At 43.9% G+C, this 21,435-nt stretch carries 17 protein-coding genes; 5 read left to right on the plus strand and 12 right to left on the minus strand.

The genetic code is table 11. The features are described 5' to 3' along the window. Positions 1–7: 7 nt before the first annotated feature. The gene (locus tag DXB73_RS01340; protein WP_118507672.1) at positions 8–466 is read right to left on the minus strand and encodes a subtilin biosynthesis sensor protein SpaK; all 459 of its coding nucleotides are present in this window, start codon (positions 464–466) and stop codon (positions 8–10) included. Positions 467–484: 18 nt separating this feature from the next. After that, the gene (locus tag DXB73_RS01345; RefSeq protein WP_022024083.1) at positions 485–688 is read right to left on the minus strand and encodes a DUF1858 domain-containing protein; all 204 of its coding nucleotides are present in this window, start codon (positions 686–688) and stop codon (positions 485–487) included. A gap of 759 nt (positions 689–1,447) precedes the next feature. On the opposite strand from DXB73_RS01345, the gene DXB73_RS01355 reads away from it, so the two are divergent. Beyond that, positions 1,448–1,645 carry a ferredoxin-thioredoxin reductase catalytic domain-containing protein gene (locus DXB73_RS01355; RefSeq protein WP_118690040.1) on the plus strand — a complete coding sequence of 66 codons (198 nt, stop codon included), beginning with the start codon at positions 1,448–1,450 and terminating at the stop codon, positions 1,643–1,645. Between the two features lie 16 nt (positions 1,646–1,661). On the opposite strand, the gene DXB73_RS01360 is transcribed toward DXB73_RS01355, so the two are convergent. The 9 genes from DXB73_RS01360 to DXB73_RS01400 form a co-directional block, all read right to left on the minus strand. Further along, positions 1,662–3,365, minus strand: coding sequence for a S8 family peptidase (locus tag DXB73_RS01360; RefSeq protein ID WP_118689888.1), 1,704 nt, complete (start codon positions 3,363–3,365; stop codon positions 1,662–1,664). Between the two features lie 43 nt (positions 3,366–3,408). Next, positions 3,409–3,885, minus strand: coding sequence for a hypothetical protein (locus tag DXB73_RS01365; RefSeq protein ID WP_243103966.1), 477 nt, complete (start codon positions 3,883–3,885; stop codon positions 3,409–3,411). After that, complete coding sequence (locus tag DXB73_RS01370; protein WP_118689889.1) at positions 3,878–5,395, minus strand: DNA methylase; 1,518 nt, start codon at positions 5,393–5,395, stop codon at positions 3,878–3,880. The genes DXB73_RS01365 and DXB73_RS01370 overlap by 8 nt, the downstream gene beginning before the upstream one ends. 23 nt (positions 5,396–5,418) lie before the next feature. Continuing rightward, positions 5,419–6,729: a recombinase family protein gene (locus DXB73_RS01375; RefSeq protein WP_118689890.1), complete on the minus strand. Its 1,311-nt coding sequence runs from the start codon at positions 6,727–6,729 to the stop codon at positions 5,419–5,421. A 2-nt stretch (positions 6,730–6,731) separates the two neighbouring features. Next, the gene (locus tag DXB73_RS01380) at positions 6,732–7,802 is read right to left on the minus strand and encodes a HAMP domain-containing sensor histidine kinase (RefSeq protein ID WP_182448166.1); all 1,071 of its coding nucleotides are present in this window, start codon (positions 7,800–7,802) and stop codon (positions 6,732–6,734) included. Positions 7,803–7,903: 101 nt separating this feature from the next. Next, positions 7,904–10,246 carry an ABC transporter permease gene (locus DXB73_RS01385; RefSeq protein WP_118689892.1) on the minus strand — a complete coding sequence of 781 codons (2,343 nt, stop codon included), beginning with the start codon at positions 10,244–10,246 and terminating at the stop codon, positions 7,904–7,906. A 15-nt stretch (positions 10,247–10,261) separates the two neighbouring features. Then, positions 10,262–10,960: an ABC transporter ATP-binding protein gene (locus DXB73_RS01390; protein ID WP_022026177.1), complete on the minus strand. Its 699-nt coding sequence runs from the start codon at positions 10,958–10,960 to the stop codon at positions 10,262–10,264. A 264-nt stretch (positions 10,961–11,224) separates the two neighbouring features. After that, on the minus strand, positions 11,225–12,109 hold the full coding sequence (locus tag DXB73_RS01395) for a hypothetical protein (protein WP_118689893.1): 885 nt from the start codon (positions 12,107–12,109) through the stop codon (positions 11,225–11,227). A gap of 31 nt (positions 12,110–12,140) precedes the next feature. Next, on the minus strand, positions 12,141–14,939 hold the full coding sequence (locus tag DXB73_RS01400) for a transglycosylase domain-containing protein (RefSeq protein ID WP_118689894.1): 2,799 nt from the start codon (positions 14,937–14,939) through the stop codon (positions 12,141–12,143). A 238-nt stretch (positions 14,940–15,177) separates the two neighbouring features. Between DXB73_RS01400 and DXB73_RS01405 the strand changes: the two genes are divergently transcribed. The 4 genes from DXB73_RS01405 (at position 15,178) to argH (ending at position 20,379) form a co-directional block, all read left to right on the plus strand. Further along, entirely contained in the window at positions 15,178–16,044 is an 867-nt protein-coding gene (locus DXB73_RS01405; RefSeq protein WP_118689895.1) for a prephenate dehydrogenase/arogenate dehydrogenase family protein, read from the plus strand. Positions 16,045–16,062: 18 nt separating this feature from the next. Next, entirely contained in the window at positions 16,063–18,519 is a 2,457-nt protein-coding gene (locus DXB73_RS01410; RefSeq protein ID WP_118689896.1) for a UvrD-helicase domain-containing protein, read from the plus strand. Between the two features lie 68 nt (positions 18,520–18,587). Further along, a complete protein-coding gene (locus DXB73_RS01415) occupies positions 18,588–18,854 on the plus strand; it encodes a hypothetical protein (protein ID WP_022026183.1) in 267 nt (88 codons plus the stop codon). A gap of 148 nt (positions 18,855–19,002) precedes the next feature. After that, the gene (gene argH, locus DXB73_RS01420) at positions 19,003–20,379 is read left to right on the plus strand and encodes an argininosuccinate lyase (RefSeq protein WP_118507901.1); all 1,377 of its coding nucleotides are present in this window, start codon (positions 19,003–19,005) and stop codon (positions 20,377–20,379) included. 100 nt (positions 20,380–20,479) lie between these two features. Here the strand turns inward: argH and DXB73_RS01425 are convergent, their stop codons facing one another. Continuing rightward, the gene (locus DXB73_RS01425) at positions 20,480–21,421 is read right to left on the minus strand and encodes a magnesium transporter CorA family protein (protein WP_022026185.1); all 942 of its coding nucleotides are present in this window, start codon (positions 21,419–21,421) and stop codon (positions 20,480–20,482) included. Between the last annotated feature and the right edge of the window lie 14 nt (positions 21,422–21,435).

Consider the following 21,435-nt stretch of genomic DNA (forward strand, 5'->3'; position numbering starts at 1 on the left):
GTACAAACTAAGATTCTACCGTCAAAAACTTGTCCCATCCGGCAATCTCATGATCTGCCGCGATTTCTAACCGAAACGAATGATCTTCCCCTTCTACTACGATAGAATACATTCCATCTGCCTTGTTGATCTCATACACAGTCAGCCCGCTTAATTCACGCAGTCCCTCCTGTATCTCCTGCTCGCTCATAGCACGATCTTCATAAGTTTGACGAAGATTGCCATCTGCGTCATATACTTTATAGCCTTCTTCCACAAGTTGTGCCAAAGATCCTTCTACAAAGGTAATCTCCATCTGATTCGCCCGCATCGTACGGATATCACGATTCATGCTGTTATCCGGCAGGATCTTTACGTTATCTATCATCACTTTGACACGGCCGCACGCACACTCAACCTCTTCTAACACCGCATCCTCAAAATCAAAATGTTCTAGCTCGTCTTTCGTTTGAAACCGTCGTTCCATATCAAAATTCCTCCTCTACTACTGTGGTCCATTAATATGTCTATCCAGCTTTTCGATCAACGCATCCACATCACACTGATGCACCTGACATGCCTGTTCCAATGTTTCTCTTGGGGACATATGACAGGATACACAATGCATTCCCATTTCCTGAAAACATTCCTGTGCTGTAGGATACGACTGTAGAATTGCCCCGATCAATGAATATTTTGTAATAACCATTCTTTTCCTCCTCTATTGACATCTGCTGACAAAATAGTATAACATATTTTTCTAGTGACCGCAAAACAGCTGAAGTGCTACGTATTCAAACTTCCCATACCGGAAGTTATTGCAAAACCACATATTGCTTATTATGTCGGCAATAAATAAAATATTTTGCAGCCAATACAGTAAATTGTTCTGTCATCAGAGAACTAAGATAATTGCCGCAGAACGCAACGTTTTTTACGTGATTTCTTATTTTGTTAAGTCTCTGATGAATACATGCCCGAAGGATTGTCTGAGATGTCCCGGTTTAGCAAGGTATCATCCATTTTTGGACGGGACGCTTTCGCTACGATGCGCTACGTCACGTTACTTAATGTCTCTGAAATACGAGACATAAGTAACGACGAGCGCAAAGTCCCTTTCAAAAATGATGATTACCTTGCTTACGGGACTTCGAGTTTCCGAAGGGCATGTAGAATAATCATCAGAGACAACAAAATCTAGAAATCACTGTAAAAACAAAATGCGGCAAGGCAATTACTATAGTTCTCTGATGGCAGAAACCGTTCTTTGGCGGCTGCAAAATATCATATAGTTATTGACATAATAAGCAATATGTGGTTGTGGAGGATTTGAGGTATGGGAAGTTTGAGTTACGTACATAATAAACAATATGCGGTATGGCTACAGTTAGGTTGTGTGCAAGGTTTGCATTTAGTAATGCGGATTTGGACTTTTCCGAAAAGGGAAAGTAGAAGGGAAGGTAGAATTATGGTTCGATATAATGAAGATACCGAGGTTGTTGCACGTATCAAGGAAGGCTTAAAGAAAAAGAATGGTTACTGCCCATGTCGTCTGGAAATGACAGAAGATAACAAATGCATGTGCAAAGAATTTCGGGAACAGATTGCGGACCCTGATTTCGAAGGCTATTGCCATTGCATGTTATATTACAAAAGCAAAGATTGATAAGGGATATATCATATCACTTGGGTATACTCTGCTCTACACAGAGTCGGCCATATCCTGCTGCCACATCCGGATAATCTGTGATCCCCGGCAGCGGTTTGGCACCGCGCATCAGATAAGCCTTTCCCTTTTCGCCATACAATTCCACATCATTGCCACGAACAATTCCCCACTCCATTAATAATGCCGCTGCGCCTGTCACGAATGGGGCGGCAATCGACGTACCCGTGCGTCTCGCATATCCCCCACCGGGAGCAGCCGTCAGGATATCTACACCCGGGGCTACAAGTGTCGGTGCAGCCTGCCCGGAAGCTGTAAATCCTCTCCCCGAAAATGGGGCAACTGCCATCGTATCTGTCTGATACGCCCCCACAGAAACAATACGATCTGCTGTTGCAGGAATTGTCAACGTGGTATTCGTGACTGGCATTAAAAATCCGGTCTGACTGCCGCTTGCCTCTATCCCGGACATCCACAAATTACATACTCCCTCTCGAATTTCTCGCGGATACAGAACAATGCTCCATATACCGGCAGGCAGGGTAACTCCCTCCCCGGCAGTCCATTCCATATATATTTCCTGTGAAATCGTATACGGTGTCGGCGTGCCATGTACAATAGATAATGTACTGCCACCACCTAACATATACCGCACACCGGTACCTTCCTCCGGCATCCGGAACCGCTCCCCGGATGGTGAAACCACATATAATTCCAAACGATCGACATAGGATTTCCACAATTGAATCGTAAGTGCTCTCTCTCCTTCTGCTAAAGCAAATTCTACTTCTGTAGAATTATCTGGATTCATTCTTGAGCCATCGAACCCGCCATTTCCGTATATCCGGAAATCCCCCTTGGGCAGCGTCACCTGTGTGTGGTGCCTTGCATTTCCCTCATTACCTGCTGCCACAACGATCATATTTTTCCAAACACCATTCAATTCAGAAATATAATTTTCAAACAAAGACTGACCGTCATGAGGGCCATAATTATTGCCAAAACTTAAGTTGACTGCGATCGGCTGCTGCAGTCTGATCGCCTTACGCAAAACATAATCTAAGCCCTCCATCACTTCTGTCGTTCTCGGAAATCCATCATCCCTTCCGGCCAGTTTTACGATGATCAAATCACTTTCTGTAGCTATGCCGCGATTCCGCCGACTGACAGAGCCTCTTCCATTCCCCGCCGCCACACCTGCAACTGCCGTTCCATGTCCCAGGACACGATCATCAACAGCCACGATCTCCCGCCGTCTCTCTTCCGGCATCCGCAATGCTTTATCAAAGTCCTCGGCTGTATATTCTACTCCGATCGAAAATCCTTCCGGGGCGCGCCCTTCCTGCTCCCCGGATTGATCCCAGCAAAATGCAATCCGGCTCGTTCCATCGTCACGAATAAAATCCGGATGGCTATAATCAATTCCTGAATCAATAATACCGACCAGCACACCTTTTCCCTGCAATCCCTCCACATTTTGACCCGGCAATGTCGCCGATGACAGACAGGAAACACTCCTTCCCCGCTCCAGATCAAAATAAAGACGTTTTGGCAGCTCGATATATTCTACCTCAGGAAGGGCGCGTAATGTCTCAAGCTGTCCATCCGGGATCGTAACCACGCCATATTCATTAAATAGTTCTACAGTTGTAGCCCCCGGGATCTCCCGTTCTACGCTTTGCGCCAATGCCCCTTCATAACGTACGATAACAGTCTGCATAACCCATTCCTCCCTTTACCTTACCTTATGTGCGTTGGCATCGCTAGGGACGATCTAAAAACTGCATTGAAACAATATCAGACATCAATATAATGCGTTCATCCGCCAGCACAAGCTGTCGTTCATATTCTTTTATCTTTTTTACGGTGCTCTGTACGGTTACATATTTGCCGCCTTCTTTTCTGTCATCCGGGACAAAATACGTTAGCGAGATCCACGGCTGCTCTGCAAAGCGTTCTAACAGCTCGTGATACCGCTCATTGAGCAGTCTGGTGCTCTCCTCATCCATTTCGTGCCGTCTGTCTGTCAGCCGCGCTGTTTCCTGTATCGCCTCTTCATGTCCGGTCAATGCGGCAAACGGCGAAAACTGTGCAGCACGGTTGTCGACCGACATTGGCAGATGATTGGCAGATACCGGATGCTCTTGATACAAAATATCGCCATATTTTTGCATAACCTGCTCTTCGATCGTCGCTGCAAATTCCTGCGAAAATTCATTTTGTGCTAAAAGGTCAAGCACGATGTCCTCCAATCTGGCGGTTTCGGTCCTTTGCCGTTGCCCCCTCCTCAAAATTCATTCCACGCAATACTGCATTCTTGCCATATTTCTTCTTGATCTTAAGCAATGCTTCCTGCATATTACGTTCTTTTTGTTTGGCTTCTGAGTCCTGCTGCTGTTTGACTTCCTGCGCCTCATAATCCTCAAACAAACTCATCTGTATGCATTCCTGTTTGGGGATATCTGCCTCATCAATTACCTTTGCTGCAACGACCGTAATACGACGAACCAGCAGCTTCGGATCTACGATCCGGTCATACAGACCGCTCACAGCCTCCATGATCTCCCGGGTTGAAGAAGTCTTCTGCGGCAGATTAACAGTGCCATGAGCATGTTTGGGCACTTTGCGTCCATATCGATCTGTTGTCACACTACCGCCGTACTTTATCTTCTGATCACGCAGATTATCAATATCATATCCTATCGTTAATACCATCTGATCGGTCACCAGACGCTTATCTACAAGCTCCAGCACGAGCAGATCCGTCATCTCCCGCACCACTAGCTTTGCCTTGTCAAAATCATACGGTTCCTGCAAAACCTGTCCCGAACTGATACTGTTCGTCGATGGCTTATACGCCTTTACCTGTGCGATCGTACACGGTTCATATCCCCACGCATGATCGATCAACAGCTCTGCATTGACTCCAAACATTTTGTATAATAAATCTTCGTTATAATAGTCTGTCCCCTTGCCTAATGAACACCTCGCAATATCTCCCATCGTATACAGGCCTTCCGCAGCCAGTTTCTTCGCATAACCGGCGCCGACGCGCCAAAAATCCGTGATCGGCTGATGCGACCACAACAACTTACGATACGAGATTTCATCCAGACTGGCGATCCGCACCCCATTCTCATCCGGAATGATATGTTTTGCCAAAATATCCATTGCGATCTTGCACAGATACATATTCGTTCCAATCCCTGCCGTTGCTGTAATCCCGGTGTTCTCCAATACATCTTGGATCATTTGCTGTGCAAGCTGTCTCGATGTCTTTTGATACGTTTTCAAATAATGTGTTACATCCATAAAAACTTCATCAATGGAATATACATGTATATCTTCCGGGGCTACATATTTTAAATATATCTGATAAATTTTGGTACTGTATTCTAAATAATATGCCATTCGCGGAGGCGCCACAATGTAATCCAGTTCTAATTCCGGTGACTCACGAAGTTCCTCTGCCTGTGCAGATTTCCCGGTAAACTTATGACCCGGTGCCTGCCTTCTGCGCAAGGCATTCACCTCTTTGACGCGCTGCACCACTTCAAATAATCTGGCTCTGCCGGAAATGCCATGTGCTTTCAATGGCGGTGACACCGCAAGACAGATTGTCTTCTCTGTACGGCTCTTGTCAGCCACAACAAGATTGGTAGTCAATGGATTTAGTCCTCTCTCGACACATTCCACAGATGCATAAAAGGACTTAAGATCAATTGCAATATACGTTCGTTTTGCCGCCATACCAAGCACCTCCGTTCCATTTCTCATTCTTGTTTATTGTAGCAGAAATTCCAATAAATGCACACTTTTTTGTCCTGCCACACTTCAATCTTCTGGATCATTTCCTCTAAGAGAATTCTCCGCAGTTCTTCCCTCTCCCACATAGTCCCATCGGTCCCCGGTGCGTGTGATAACGCGTCTGCCTCCGTTCCGACCCCCAAGATCATACGAGCCCAACCGCAAAAATCCGGATCATCTTTATATTCTTTACATAACTGCTCTCCACATAGTTGTAATAGGGTTTGAATATCGATCCGCTCGCTTTCTCCCTCACCGCAATGACGACAGCAAAGCATTTCGGGATGTCTCCGTCTGCGCACTAGAGCCCGTTGACAATGACCGCATTTCGTAATTCCATGGAAGATATGACGTTTCTTTGACGTTGTGGAATACTGACGCCCGGCAACTGCATGAAACAATTCTTCGGATACGATCGGCTCATGTCCGTTTTTACGGACACAATACTGTTCTTTTGGCACAACGACCGTGCGTCGGATCTGGTCAATATGATTTTCATAACGATGCCATACATGACAACCGGTGTAAACCGGATTATGCACAAGATACCATACTCTTGCAGCCTCCATACCTACTATTTTCCCCGCATTTTTGTAAGTCATTCCCTCCGCGATCTGCTCAAATAAAAACCGAAGGACTTTTGCTTCCTCCGGTTGTATTTTTAAGATTCCGTTTACTTTTCGATATCCATATGGCACTTTAGCGGACACATAATCCCCTCTCTCGTTTTTAGCCCAAAGTGCACCTTTTACTTTCCTGGAAATATCATGACAATAATATTCATAAAACAGTTCTCGAAAGGAAATGTCCAGTCCTCCACAAAATCCGGCGGACTTATAGTCATCACTATCATATCCGTCTCCTAATGAAACCAACCGTACCTGATATTCCGGCATTACCTGTTCACGCAGTCTTGCCAATACTAAATATTCTCTGGATAAACGAGAAAAATCCTTGACCACTAGCACTTTCACACGTCCCATCAACACTGCTGCCAACAACCTTTCATATGCGGGCCGTCGTTGTGTCATTCCACTGTACCCCTCGTCTTTATATTCAATTATCGTATATTTATTCGTTGGATTGCATTTATTATCTGTCAAATAACTTTTTTGTGGAACATTTTCCTCTTCCTGTAGAAATTGTTGGTCATGCAGCCAATTTAAGATCATTTTTTTCTGATGCTCAATACTGCCTTCTTTGGAACCGGTTCGATCCTGTTTAGAAATGCGCAAATACATCGCAATCTGTCTGTCTCCTGCATCCAAATTTTCCATCTCTATTCATCCATATACGGCAGCTCGATCATGACGGTTACACTCGTACCATGCTGAATGTCCGTTTCTACATCAATACTGCCCCGCATCATTTTTACTATACTATTCACGATTTTTAATCCTAGACCACATCCCGGAATATGCGCCTTTTTCACACGTTCCGAGCGGCAGAACGGTTCGTACAGATATTCCATAAATTCAGGCTCTATCCCCATTCCGTTATCCTTTACTTCCATAACGTAACAGGATTTCCCATCCTGTGCAGCACGTTCTGTCAGGGTAACAGTGATCATTCCCTGCTCCGGGGTGAATTTCACGCTATTCTCCATCAGATACTGCAATATCTGCTGTATTCTTCCCCTGTCACCAACAACTTTTTTATGTACCAGTCCGTCACTTATGATCTTGACCTGCTGTCGTTTCGCCGTACTTTCCGGCTGTAATTGTGCAGCAACATATTCTATCATTTCTGTCATATCAAACAATTGATCTGCCAATGTTACTTTGCCGAGTTCGATCTGGCTCATATCCAATACTTTGTCCAATATATTCAATAAGTCATCGCCGTAGTCTGCAATCTTTTCCAGATATTGTTCCAGTTTATCCGGTTCCTCCAAATGAATATACATAAGAGATAACATCCCCGCTATTGCATTCATAGGCGTCCTGATTTCGTGGGAAATATTCGCATATAATTCACTTTTGAAACGTTCTGTCAACATCTGCTTGGAAATATCATTGACGATGCAGGCACAGTATCCAAGGCCTGCAGAAAAACATTGCACACGAATATATCTGCCATATTCTTCTGAAATATCCTCTATCTCACTTTTATGATTTTCATACGCTGCATTATAAAATATACGCAGCCACCGCGGATTCATATTTTGAAATAGCATAGGACACTGTTCTTCTATTGTTCGTCCCTCTTCAACACGAACCAGATTCATCAAAGCTTGATTGAAAAATACCGGAGTATATGAGAAAGGCTTTCCACCTTCATCCAGATCAACACGGACAATGCAGAAAGCCTGACTGCTGTTGGCAAAAATATTAATATCAAATTCTTGCACTGAGTGTCCTCCTTTATTGATCCATGTATTAATGATCATCTATTTCATTAGGATACTCTGTGACAAGGATAAAGTCAACAACCCGTTGCAAATAATCCATTTTATTCGACATTTTTCAACGCTTCGTCCATTGGGATCTTCTGTATCTTATGATATTGTGTCGCTGCAACAACTGCATAAGAAACCATGATCATAACAAACATTTTCGGATAAATATCCGGTGAATAATATAAGGTAAGCCAGCCGTTAAATTCCATCATGATTGCTTTATAGATCACGGTCATAAATAACGTTGCCATGGCAAAACCAACCAGAGTACTGAGAGCTACGACCCAGCTGGTTGCTAACAGGTACAGCCTTGCGATCTCCTTATTTTCATAACCGAGAATTTTAACCATCGAAATGGACGTAGTATTCCGTTCCAAGATCAATTTGGTGAGCAGATAGATCAGGAGTACCGCCAACAATACCGCAAATACATTGATCATTTGAAACATAGATCCCATGGAAACATCCAACTGTCTGGATAACTTTGTCATATCGTCAACAGTAATGCAGCTATCCACATATTTTTCGTCAATATCCGTCAATTTGCGATCCGACAAATACCCGGTAAAATATTTACTTTCTTCCGGTGTGGAAAGCTGCGCCAACAGCACTTCCGGATAACTCATCGCAAGCTGCATCATATCCACTTCTTCATCAAACGTATCACGGTACTTGTCAATGTCCATAAATACGGACAGACCCGCTGCGTAGGCAACGGTTTCCTTTACACGTAAACGATACTTTTTACCGGAATATTCATCCTGCAATTGTAAGGTGTCTCCCTTTTTCACACCGTATTTTTCCGCAAAACTATCCGAAATCATAACTCCATCTTCGGGCAGCCTATGCTTAAAGTATTTGCTGTTTTGTTCTAATCCCATAATGCTGATCGACTCATCTTTGGAACCTTTATATATCAGAGAGGTCATGCAATATTTTTCTGCCTGATCATCTGAAGTCCGTACGGGCGCTTTCAAAACATATTGATAATCCGCAAGCATTCCGTTTACCACTTCATTTTTGTAATGAGACAATAGTGGAATCATCATCATACCAAACAACAGCAGAAGACTGGCAAATAACATTCCGGCAAACAACGTAATGTAACTGGAACGGTTTTGTGTGATCACGCGAATACGGAAACGGTTAAAAAACGACCACTTCGGCAAACGCATCGCTTTCTTTTTCTTTTTGCGGTCAAGGTCTCGGCGCAGGAAACGCAACGGAGATAATTGCAATTTATTCTGCAGTGACAGCACGTTCACGATCAGCATAATGATCAGCGGAACCACTGTCGTGATAACGAACGCCTTTGCATTCCAAATCGTCACATAAGTCGGCAGACTGTAACTGCCGTAATACATATCTGCTACTATGCCCTTAAAATACGTGTATCCAAGTACATTTCCAAGTGCACAGGCAAGAAACGTGACAGTCATCGGAACCGCTAAGTAATGACGCATCAGTTCTCCTTTGGTGTATCCGGAGGCGCGTAATGTACCGATGACTGCGGACTCCCGTGTGATCGTATGACGGATCGTTACCGAAAAGACGAACGCCATAATAGCGATCAGTATATACAATAACGCGATCATCATTCCCATATCACCACCGATATCATCACTTGCAAAATGAATCGCCTGATTAGCGTATGCCGGTAATGCTAAGGAAATCGTAACACCTGCCTGAAATGTTTTTTCGGCCAATGCATTAATAAAATCTTCCGACTGTTTCTGCTCCTGTTTCTTATCTTTTGGTGCCGTATTATATTTCCAGTCATACTGATAATTTTCATGCTCTTTAGCGAGAGAATCATAGCCTTGCTTTGTCATAACCGCCACACCAAACTTGGTCGCGTCAAACATCATATCACTGTTATCCGAAAAAAGAGCACTATAATCCGACAAGGCAACATAGCCGCTTACTTTCTTTTTACTGTTACCAATGCAGATCGTGTCTCCAACGGCAATATCATTATTATCTGCATACATGCGGTCTACAGCGATCTCAGCCTTACCCTTTGGCATACTTCCCTTCATCACGCAGATAAGATTGACCTTCTCCCGCTCTGCAAACACGCGGATCGATCCGTCACTCTTCCCATCATTATCCGTATCGACAGCTTCTTCCTTATAGAAATCCTTGTATATTTTGACATCTTCCTGTTCCAATTTGCGCTGTAAAGATGCTGAAATCTCATCCTTTACAACAAAATGTCCATCTTCAATATTATATTTGTCATAACTTTCGTCACTTGCCTGCAGCATACTGCTGTTTGCCACAAAGTACCCGGATGTGAATCCAATCGTCATTATCATAAACAGGAAAATTACCATATATTTTCCCATTTCTCCTTTAAACTCCCTTGGCAAACGCTTGTTTAATGGATTTTTCATCTCGTCCCACCTCTCTTACCAATCAAGCTCTTCTGCCGGAATCTTTATTTCGTTATGATAATCCTTGCGGATCTGCCCATCTTTAAAACGGATCACACGGTCTGCCATCTGCTTGATTGCATCGTTATGAGTAACCATAATGATCGTATTGCCGTATTTCTGATTGACGTCCTCTAATAATTTGAGGATTTCCTTAGACGTTTTATAATCAAGGGCACCTGTCGGCTCATCACAAAGAAGGATATCCGGGTTTTTCACAATTGCTCGGCCAATTGCCGTTCTCTGCTGCTGACCACCGGAAAGCTGATTTGGCACTTTATGACGATGCTCATACAACCCCAATGTCCTTAAAAGATCATCAATATCTAACGGCGAGTCACTCAAATAAGCTCCCACTTCTATATTTTCCTTGACATTCAGATTCGGGATCAGATTATACATTTGGAACACATAGCCCAAGTGTTTACGCCGATATGATGTCAATACTTTCTCGGACATGTCTGCAGTTCGCTCTCCGTCAATAGCAACATATCCTGCATCCGCATTATCGATCCCGCCTATAATATTGAGCAAAGTGGACTTTCCGGATCCGGAGGGTCCGAGCAGTACACAGATTTCTCCACGCTCTACTTCAAAAGAAATCCCTTTTAATACCTCTGTTCGATTTTCTCCCTCGCCAAATCCCTTTCTCAGATCATGAATTTCCAAAAACATATTCGTTTACCATACCTTTCTTCTATACAGCACCAGTCACGCAAAACCTCCCTGATATACCGAGATCATATATTGCTTATGACCTCTTCATATTGTATGACCGGTAAGACTCAAGCTGGTTAGTTTATACTAACCATACTATAGAATAACGGTTTTCTATAAAAAAGTACAGACGCTTATTGATGTTTTTTCTCAATAAACGTCTGCTACTTAAAATATATTGTAAAGTAAATTATCCTGCCTTCCAAAAAACTATAGCAATTTTTAGGAGTGCATATCAATGTAGGCAAGGATCTGTTCTACGAAACTCAGTCCCATTCGATAGAACACATACAAAATGGTAAGCGCCAACAGCATCACAAGCACTCGGTACAATACATAGGCTCGGGCGAAGGTTTTCTTTTCTTCCGGCGTCCGCTTACGAACAGCCAGTACAACCATATACCAGAATCCAAAAATCGGAATATGCATCCAGCAAAAAGTCTGAAACCACTGACCGATCCTGCCCCATTTCTGAAGTTTCTCGATCTGTTCTTCCTGTTTATCCGATTCTTGCGCCTGTTCCGTCGTCTTGTCTACAGCTGTCTCCTTATATCCGGTATGTCCTGCAGAAACGACTGTCTCCTTATCTTTTTCCTGTGGTGTCTGTGCTTTTGTGGCTGCATCTGTCTCTTTGTTTCTCTTTGCAAAGAAACCGGTACGACCTTCTTCCTTCTTGGACGTTTCCGGCAAAGGATCCGGATCGATAAAGACGAGATCCGCAAAGGATTCTGCATCCATAATATCTGCGACTTCTTGTTCCAACTGATGTTGGATCTGCTTTGTCTGTGACATGGATTCTTTCGCAGGTGTATTTGTCGTCCGCATCTGCTGTATCTGCTGCCCGGACAGAGCCTTTCCGCTACCGTTGGAATTTGCTGTCTGAGCTGTCGCCTGCTGCGCTGTTCTCTGCGGCTGTGCTTTCTGGCCCGCCTGTGATCGTGCGGCTGCTGTCTGGGCTGTCGCCTGCTGCGCTGCTCTCTGTGGCTGTGCTTTCTGACCCGCCTGTGATTGTGCGGCTGCTGTCTGATCCGGCCGATGTTGTCTCTGTACCCCGGCAAGCTGTTTTGCCGCCGCACGCAATTCCTGCTCTCTTCTATCTTCTGCCATATATGTCCTCTTTTCTTCCGATTTCCAATTTCTACTGTGCACCAGCCTGAGCCGTTACTGTCGGCATTGGTGTTGCTGTCGCTTGTGGTATACTTGTGGTTCCCGGAGTATGGTGATTATTCTGTGCATCATATTCCGCTTTCGTTGGCAACATATATAATTCGGTACGGTAAGTCTGGTATTTGCTGTTTAAGCTTGCATATTCTGAATATCCCCTGCATGCCTCTACCGCACTCTTGGCTTTTTCTAACAGAGTCGCCATGTTGTCCGGCTGATAATCATAGCCACGTAATGCCTTCAATCTTGTATTAGCAAGCGCAACCCTGGTTTTGCGAAGCTGTTTATTTCTTGCATTCTTTGACGCCGTTTTCTTTTCACGGGCCAGTTCTGCATTAGACTCCTTCTGCTGCTCTTCATATGCTTTCACAACATCTTTCCACTTTACAGTCTCGTCTTTCAGCGAATCATATTTGTTCTTCGCACGCGTCGCATATGATTTGCGGATATCATCATCCTCAATTGAAGAGATCATATCGCGAAGCTCCTGATAACTGATTTCTAACGTATAGTAATCTGCCATACTCTGAATTGTCAGCTTTTCAAATGTTTCCAGCTTACGACGAACTTTTTTCTCATAGGATGCCTCTTCCAAGTTGTCCGCATACGCTGCCTTTGCTTTCAGGATCGTTATCGAGAAGAAGTCTCTGCCCGATGTACGCTTCAGATCCGTGCTTTCTGTTCCTTTGATCATATTTCCCTTGCCGTCATACTTTGCAAGACAAATACCCGATGGTGCCGTAAAATCCTGTGGCTTCTTATTTTTATGGATCTGATTCATGAAGTTCTTCCAAATACCTCCCGGAACAGATGCACCATATACGCCCGGCATAGCTCTCGGCGTGTCATAGCCGGCCCATACTACAGTTGTATAATATTTGGTATATCCACAGAACCATACATCTTTGCTGGAGTTGGTCGTTCCGGTCTTACCGGCTGCGATCTGACCATTGTCTAATTTGAGAGAACGTCCGGTACCATACGGCTCATTCAAAACACCTTTCAATACATCTGTCATCATCCAAGCCGCATCTTCAGTATATACCTGTGTCGTATCATTAGAGCTCTTATATACCGTTCCGTCTGATACATGTTCTATTTTTTGAATACAGGTTTTTTCACTATAACTTCCGTTGTTGGCAAGTGTTGAAAAGCCCTTTGCCATATCGACTACGCGGACACCTTCGGTAAATCCGCCGAGCGATAACGATAAATTGTCATTATCCACATAACTCAAATTATGAAAATGCATTTTATCTAAGAAAGACATACCATATTTCGGTGTGATCTTTTCTAATACCTGCCATGCAATCGTATTGATCGAACGCTGTACCGCCTCACGCAAATGCAGGCTGCCACGATAACCGCCACCGGAATTCTTCGGTCCGTTTTCAATCGGCTGGTCATTTACAACAGTAGATGGTGAATAGGCTCCTGTTTCAAAGGCAGGCGTATAATCGATCAATGGTTTGATCGAACTACCGGACTGTCGTGCTGATAAATAAGCACGGTTATAGGAATCCTTCGTGCCACGGCCACCGACGATCGCCACAACATAATTGGTGGAGTTATCTACACAGACCGCTGCTCCCTGCAGTGCATACTTTGTCTTGTCCGAGTTTTTCTCTTTGCTGTAGGCAAGTCCCTTATCAACAGCTTTTTGCAGCTTTTTCTGCTTTTTCATATCAATTGCCGTATACAGTTTGTATCCACCCTCACGGATGTCGTTGGTCTTCTGGCTGTACAGATTGCTGTATTTCTCGTTGTAACTCTCATAGTCCTCTTTGTTCTTAAACGTATACTGGAATTTGAAATCTTCCTTTTCCATCAGAGCCAGCGCAGCACAGTGGATTGCATAACTTACCACATAACTTTCATTCGTACCGTCTTTGGTCAACTGCTGGATCTTGATCTTCTTTTTGACAGAACTATCATACTGCTTCTGTGTAATCACCTGTTCATCGTACATCTTTTTAAGTACTTCGTTCCGTTTCTTTAATGCCGCTTCCGGTTTATTCACCGGGTCATAGGCAGATGGATTATTGGACAGACCGATCAGAATTGCTGCCTCATACGGCTCGAGATCTGCTGCTGATTTTCCAAAATAATATTCACTCGCTGCCCCTACACCATAACAGCGGTTCCCGTAATAATTACTATTACAGTAAAATTCCATGATCTTGTCTTTGGTGAACTTTTGTTCCACCGTTGGTGCCAGCATAATTTCGATCATTTTACGTGTATAACTCTTTTCCTGTGTCAATAAATTGTTTTTGATCACCTGCTGTGTGATCGTACTACCGCCCTGCTTGATGTCTCCGCCATTTTTGACTAACGCAACGCCGGCACGCATCGTTGCAAGCAGATCCACACCGCCGTGCGTCTTAAAACGCTTATCTTCCACAGCGATATAACCATTATACAAATATGGAGAAATACTTTTGATCTCCGCGTATTTATATCTTCCTGCGTTTACAGAACCGACCAGTTTACCGTCTTTGTCGTAAACAACGGTATCTTCTTTCATCACAAAGTCATCTTCGCTCATATTGACTAACTTGTCGAATACCGTCTCTCTGGCTTCGGTAAACATCGGCAAAAACTTCACATACAAGCATAATCCCACAATGCCGGCAATTACCAATACCGTCGCAAAAATGCCGATGATCGTCCCCGCTATATTGGAAACAACTCCTAAATAACTTCCTAAAGTCTTTCCGATTATGCCCAACACATCGCCGGCTCCACCGATATATTTCTTTAGTTGCTTCATAAATTTCCTTGCCTTTCCAAGTATATTCTTTACTCTGCTGTCTCAGTCTGCAGTATCGTCTTTCCATTCAGATCACAAGACAGTCCATCCTATGCTATCCAAATTTTAGGACAGAGCATGACAAGAAACATTATACTTGCTTTTATGCAATAATTCAAGTTGACACGCTCACTATCGTCATATAAAATAGAACAGAACGCAAACATATGTTTCTATTGAAAGGAATGTAAAAATTATTATGACAACGATGCATCGTTTTGGATTTATTGGTTTCGGATTAATTGGCGGCTCCGTGGCACATGCACTGCGCGAGCAGTATCCGGACAGTGAACTTATGGCATACAATTACTATATTACCAAACCACACCCACGCCTCGAATTGGCTGCAATGGATGGGATTTTAGACAAGATCACAACAGATCTCGCTGAGTTTGCTGACTGTGACTGTATTTTTCTATGCGCACCTGTCATCAAAAATATCGCCTATTTGGACAAGCTGCTTCCTTATCTTTCCAAAGACTGCCTGCTGACAGACGTTGGCAGTGTCAAAAGCGATATTCTTGCTGCAGTCAGAGAACATGGTCTCTGTGAGCAGTTTGTAGGCGGGCACCCAATGACCGGCTCTGAAAAGACCGGTTATGAACATTCTGAATCTGCATTTTTCCGTGATAAATACTATATTTTAACACCGTTTGCAGAGAGCAGACCGGAATATGTTGCATGGATGGAACAATTCATTCACGACATCGGATCACACTGTATTTTGCTCGACCCGGATTACCACGATGCCGTAGTAGCCGGTATCAGCCACGGTCCACATGTAATATCTGCGGCACTGGTCAATGCGGTTGCTGCCCTTGATGAAGACGGTACCTACGGCACACTTGCGGCAGGAGGATTTCACACAACGACGCGAATCTCTTCCTCTTCTCCGGAAATGTGGCAGAATATCTGTCTGACCAACTCCGACAAAATATGCAGTTTTTTAGACAAATATATAGAAATTTTGACCGCTGCCAAACAACAGATCGCTGACGGCGACAAAGATGGACTAATGCATTTTTTTGAAGCGGCAAAGAATTACCGCGATCATATTCGATTCTAAAGAAAGGCTTGGTGACGAATGAACGTATTAGAAGGATTAAATCCTGAGCAGGAGCAAGCAGTTAAACATTTTAAGGGACCACTTCTGATCTTAGCAGGTGCCGGGTCCGGCAAAACCCGTGTATTGACACACCGTATCGCCTATTTGATCGAGGAATATGGCGTCAACCCTTGGAACATCCTTGCCATTACCTTTACCAATAAAGCTGCCGGAGAAATGCGTGAGCGAGTTGATAATATTGTTACTTCCGGTGCAGAATACATATGGGTCAGCACCTTCCACTCCGCATGTGTGCGCATACTGCGCCGCCATATTGAAGCTCTCGGTTATTCGAGAAGTTTCACGATCTATGACGCAGACGACCAACGGACATTAATGCGGGATATTTTGAAATATCTGCAGTTAGACCCCAAAAAGTTCAAAGAACGTAGTGTACTCGGTGCTATCTCATCTGCCAAAGATGAGATGATCACTCCGGAAGAATATGAACGCCGTGCTGCCGGTGACTATCTCAAAGAAATATATGCCAGAGCTTATCGGGAATACGAAAAACGTCTTCGCGACTCAAATGCATTGGATTTCGATGATCTCATCGTGAAGACTATTCAGCTATTGCAGGATAACCCGGAAATCCTGGACTATTACCAAAACCGTTTCCGCTATATTATGGTCGATGAGTATCAGGATACTAACACAGCTCAATTTGAGCTTGTACGCCTGTTGGCTGACTCTACCGGAGAAGATGGCAGACGCGAGCAGAATCTGTGTGTTGTCGGTGACGATGACCAGTCTATCTACAAATTCCGTGGTGCCAATATATATAATATCCTGAACTTTGAGACCGAATATCCTGACGCTAAAGTGATCAAGCTGGAGAAAAACTATCGAAGCACCCAAAATATTTTGGATGCGGCAAACGCTGTGATCAGTCATAACTCCATGCGTAAGGATAAAGCGCTTTGGACAGACCAGGAAAAAGGTGATCCGATCTATTTTGCACAATATGGTAATGAATACGAAGAAGCGGAGGCTGTTACCGACGGTATCTCTTACGCTGTACAGACCGGCGACGCAGACTACAAGGACTTTGCCATTTTGTATCGTACGAATGCACAGTCTCGTGTACTGGAGGAAAAACTGGTGACGGCCAATATCCCATATCGTATTGTCGGTGCGGTAAACTTCTACCAGCGCCGTGAGATCAAGGATCTGTTGGCATATTTGCGCACGGTGGAAAACGGTTTAGATGATATTTCCGTAAAACGAATCATCAATGTACCGAAGCGCGGCATTGGTCTTACGACGATCGACCGGGTAGCCGACTATGCACTCACGCACGAGACCAGTTTTTACGGTGCTTTGCAAAACTACGAATACATTGACGGCATCAAACGCAGCGCCGGCAAGCTGGGCAGTTTTGTCAGTCTGATCGAATCGTTCAAGCGACATTTAGCATCTCCCGAGTATAGCTTGGAAGATCTGATCCGTGAGATCATTGAAGAAACCGGTTATGTCCGCCTGCTGGAGGAAGAGGATACCGAAGAAGCCAACGGACGTATTGAAAATATCGAAGAGTTCATTAATAAAGTGGTCACTTATGAGGAAAACTGTGAAGAGGAGCCAACGCTCAGCGGATTTTTGGAGGAAGTTGCTCTTGTTGCAGATATTGACACGGTAGACGATGACAACAACATGGTGTTACTTATGACATTACATAGCGCGAAAGGATTGGAATTTCCTTATGTATATCTGGTCGGCATGGAAGACGGTATTTTCCCGGGATATGCTGCTGTCATGGGCGATGACCCGGAGGAAATGGAGGAAGAGCGCCGCTTATGTTATGTCGGTATTACCCGCGCCAAACAGAAATTATCGCTAAGCTGTGCACGAAGCCGTTTTCGCAATGGTGAGCAGCAATACAACCGTCCATCTTCATTCCTGAATGAAATCCCGCGGTATCTGCTCAAGCAAAATGGAGATGCTTTTCAGGATAGTTCCCGAACTGCTTCCTCTCCTTTTAGCGGCAATTCCTTTACTGAAAGCCGCAGGCAGTCGTATCATCAGGTTCGCATGAACGAACTTCCAAATGTACGCACAAATGCGTCATCTACTTGGGATCCTATGGCAGAACGAAGTGCCAAACAGGCAGTCAGACGCAGTTCCGGAGCTGACCTGTTTGCCGGCAATCCATTGATCCGCAAAGGGATCGGAAGCTCTTCCCAGGCTGGAGATATTTATCGCTCCAAAGGATCCTCTCTGCGGGACAGCTCGATATTTGACAAAGGAAATAGCGGCAAGACCACATCCGGCACACTGTCCTACGGTGAGGGTGACCGCATCAAACACAAAAAATTTGGTGAGGGAACCGTAATTGCTCTCAAGGAAAAAAATGGGGATCACGAAGTGACTGTCGACTTCGATAATGGCTCAACCAGGCGCATGATGGCTTCCTTTGCGAAACTTAAAAAAATATAGATATTGCACGTGTGATGTGTTATACTATTCGTATAACAATTGACCAATCAGGGAAAGGATGTGGCGCTATGTCAAATAAGCTCGAAGAATTAATGAATACAGCAAAGATTAACGAACTTCTCCACAAGAAAGAGTTAGAGGAGAAAAACAAAAACGGCATCATCATTGCACTCGCTATCATAGGCGCAGTTGCAGCAGTTGCAGCTATTGCTTATGCTGTTTTCCGCCATCTGGAACGCGATTATCTGGATGACTTTGATGCGGATGATTTTGGTGACAATTTTGATGATGACTTTATTGAGTTCTCAGATACAACACCAGAAGCAGAGGACTAATTTTAACAACTAAGCGTAAAAATTACCGTTAAATCTGCAGTAACCGGATGGCAGAATGTTTTTCTTCCATTGTTTCTGCAGATTTAACTATGTAAAGCACATTTCACCGTAAAGCATAATTTACTACATAAAATGGAGGATTACCACTATGAAACTTTGGGGCGGACGCTTCACGAAAGAAACCAATCAATTAGTACATAACTTTAATGCTTCTCTTTCTTTTGACCAGAAGTTTTATGAGGAAGATATTGAAGGCAGCATTGCACACGTCACAATGTTAGCTGAGCAGGGAATTTTGACCAACGAAGACAAAGAAGCGATCATCGGAGGTCTGCAGTCGATCCGCGATGATATTCGTGATGGCAAACTTGTTTTTACCGAAGAGCACGAAGATATTCATAGTTTTGTGGAGGCACATTTGATCGAGCGCATTGGCGATGCCGGCAAACGCCTGCACACCGGACGCAGCCGTAACGATCAGGTTGCTTTGGATATGAAATTATATACCCGCAAAGAGATCAAGGAAATGGAGCACCTGTTGTTCGGTTTATTGCAAAGCCTGTTAAAGATCATGAAGGAAAATATTGATACGATCATGCCGGGCTTTACTCATTTGCAGAAAGCACAGCCGATCACCTTAGCACATCATATGGGTGCTTATTTCGAAATGTTCTACCGTGACCGTTCCCGTCTGCAGGATATTTATAAGCGCATGAATTACTGCCCTCTCGGCTCCGGTGCACTTGCCGGAACAACCTATCCGCTCAATCGTGAACGCACCGCAGAATTGCTTGGATTTACCGGTCCAACGTTAAACAGTATGGATTCTGTATCTGACCGTGATTATCTGATCGAATTTAGTGCAGCTATGTCCATCATTATGATGCATTTGAGCCGTTTCTGCGAAGAGATCATCATTTGGAACACGAACGAATATCAGTTCATTGATATTGATGACTCCTATTCTACCGGAAGCAGTATCATGCCACAGAAGAAGAATCCGGACATTGCAGAGCTTGTCCGCGGTAAGACAGGTCGTGTATACGGTTCTCTTATCTCTCTGTTGACTACGATGAAGGGACTGTCTTTGGCCTACAACAAAGATATGCAGGAAGATAAGGAATTTGTCTTTGATGCTATTGATACCACGAAAGGATGTATCGTATTATTTAATGGTATGCTAGACACGATCACCTTCCGCAAAGACCGTATGCGTGCAAGCGCTGAGGGTGGATTTACAAATGCGACTGACGCAGCGGATTATTTGGTAAATCATGGTGTTCCATTCCGCGATGCACACGGCATTGTCGGACAGCTCGTTTTGTACTGCATTGACAAGAATATTTCACTGGGTCAGATGTCTTTGGAAGAGTATAAGGCGATCAGCCCGGTATTCGAAGAAGATATTTATGATGCGATCAGCATGGAAACCTGTGTTGCTAAGCGTAATACGATCGGTGCTCCGGGACCACAGGCTATGAAAGAAGTGATCGCTAAATATGAAGCTTATCTCGCTGAAGAATAAATTGTACAGGGTGGCAATTTTCTAGGAACAAAAAAGCAAAGCCAGCGCTGGCTTTGCTTTTTTATTTCCTGATACATTACTGTCATGTAAGCCTAACCGGCTAAAACATTTTCTTTTTCTTTAATAAGAACATTGCAATCATACAAATAAACACGATGAGCAGACAGATAATGGAAAAACCATGCGGTGTATCTGCTAACGGCATCCACTTACTGGAAACATTCATACCGTAAATTCCTGAGATCAGAGTCGGAATACCCATAACCAGTGTTACAATCGTCAGTATTTTCATGACATTATTCAAACGATTATCAAGCACAGAAGACATCAGCTCACGCGTTCCGTTGATAATATCTCTATATATCGTTGTCATTTCGATCGCCTGCCGGTTCTCGACAATGACATCATCTAACAGATCCGTGTCATCCGGATACTGTTCCAATCGCTTATAACGTGTCAAGCGATCTAAGACAACACCATTTGCACGCAAAGATGTCGCAAAGTATACCAATGTTGATTCTAATGCATGCAGATCGATCAGATCTACGTCTTCGGTATCATCATCAATGCGTTCCTCAATCTCGGTTCGTTTCTTATCAATAACACGAAGGTCATTCTGATATAACGCAGCCACACGGAACAGAATCTGATACACAAAACGCATTTTCTTCTTGGTACTGAATTCTTTCACGCGACCATTGACAAACGCTTGCAGCACCGGAGTTTCCTCTGTACAAATGGTGATGATAATATCCTGCGTCAAGATAATACCCAGTGGGATTGTCGTATATGCTTCTTTATCATGACGAATCTCAATTGTTGGAATATCCACCAGAATTAACGTATATCCATCCTCCAATTCCACACGAGAACTTTCTTCCTCATCCAAAGCGGCCAACAGATCTTGAATATCAATTTGCAGTCTTTTGGCGATCAACTCACCCTCTGCTACTGTTGGATTGACCATATCAATCCATCCTCCCGGAACAATTCCACCCTCCTCATGAATTTTACGGTCATCTGTTCGATAAAACTTGATCATTATCGTCACCTCTT

Source organism: Clostridium sp. OM05-6BH, assembly GCF_003481635.1.
Classification (GTDB): domain Bacteria; phylum Bacillota; class Clostridia; order Lachnospirales; family Lachnospiraceae; genus Butyribacter.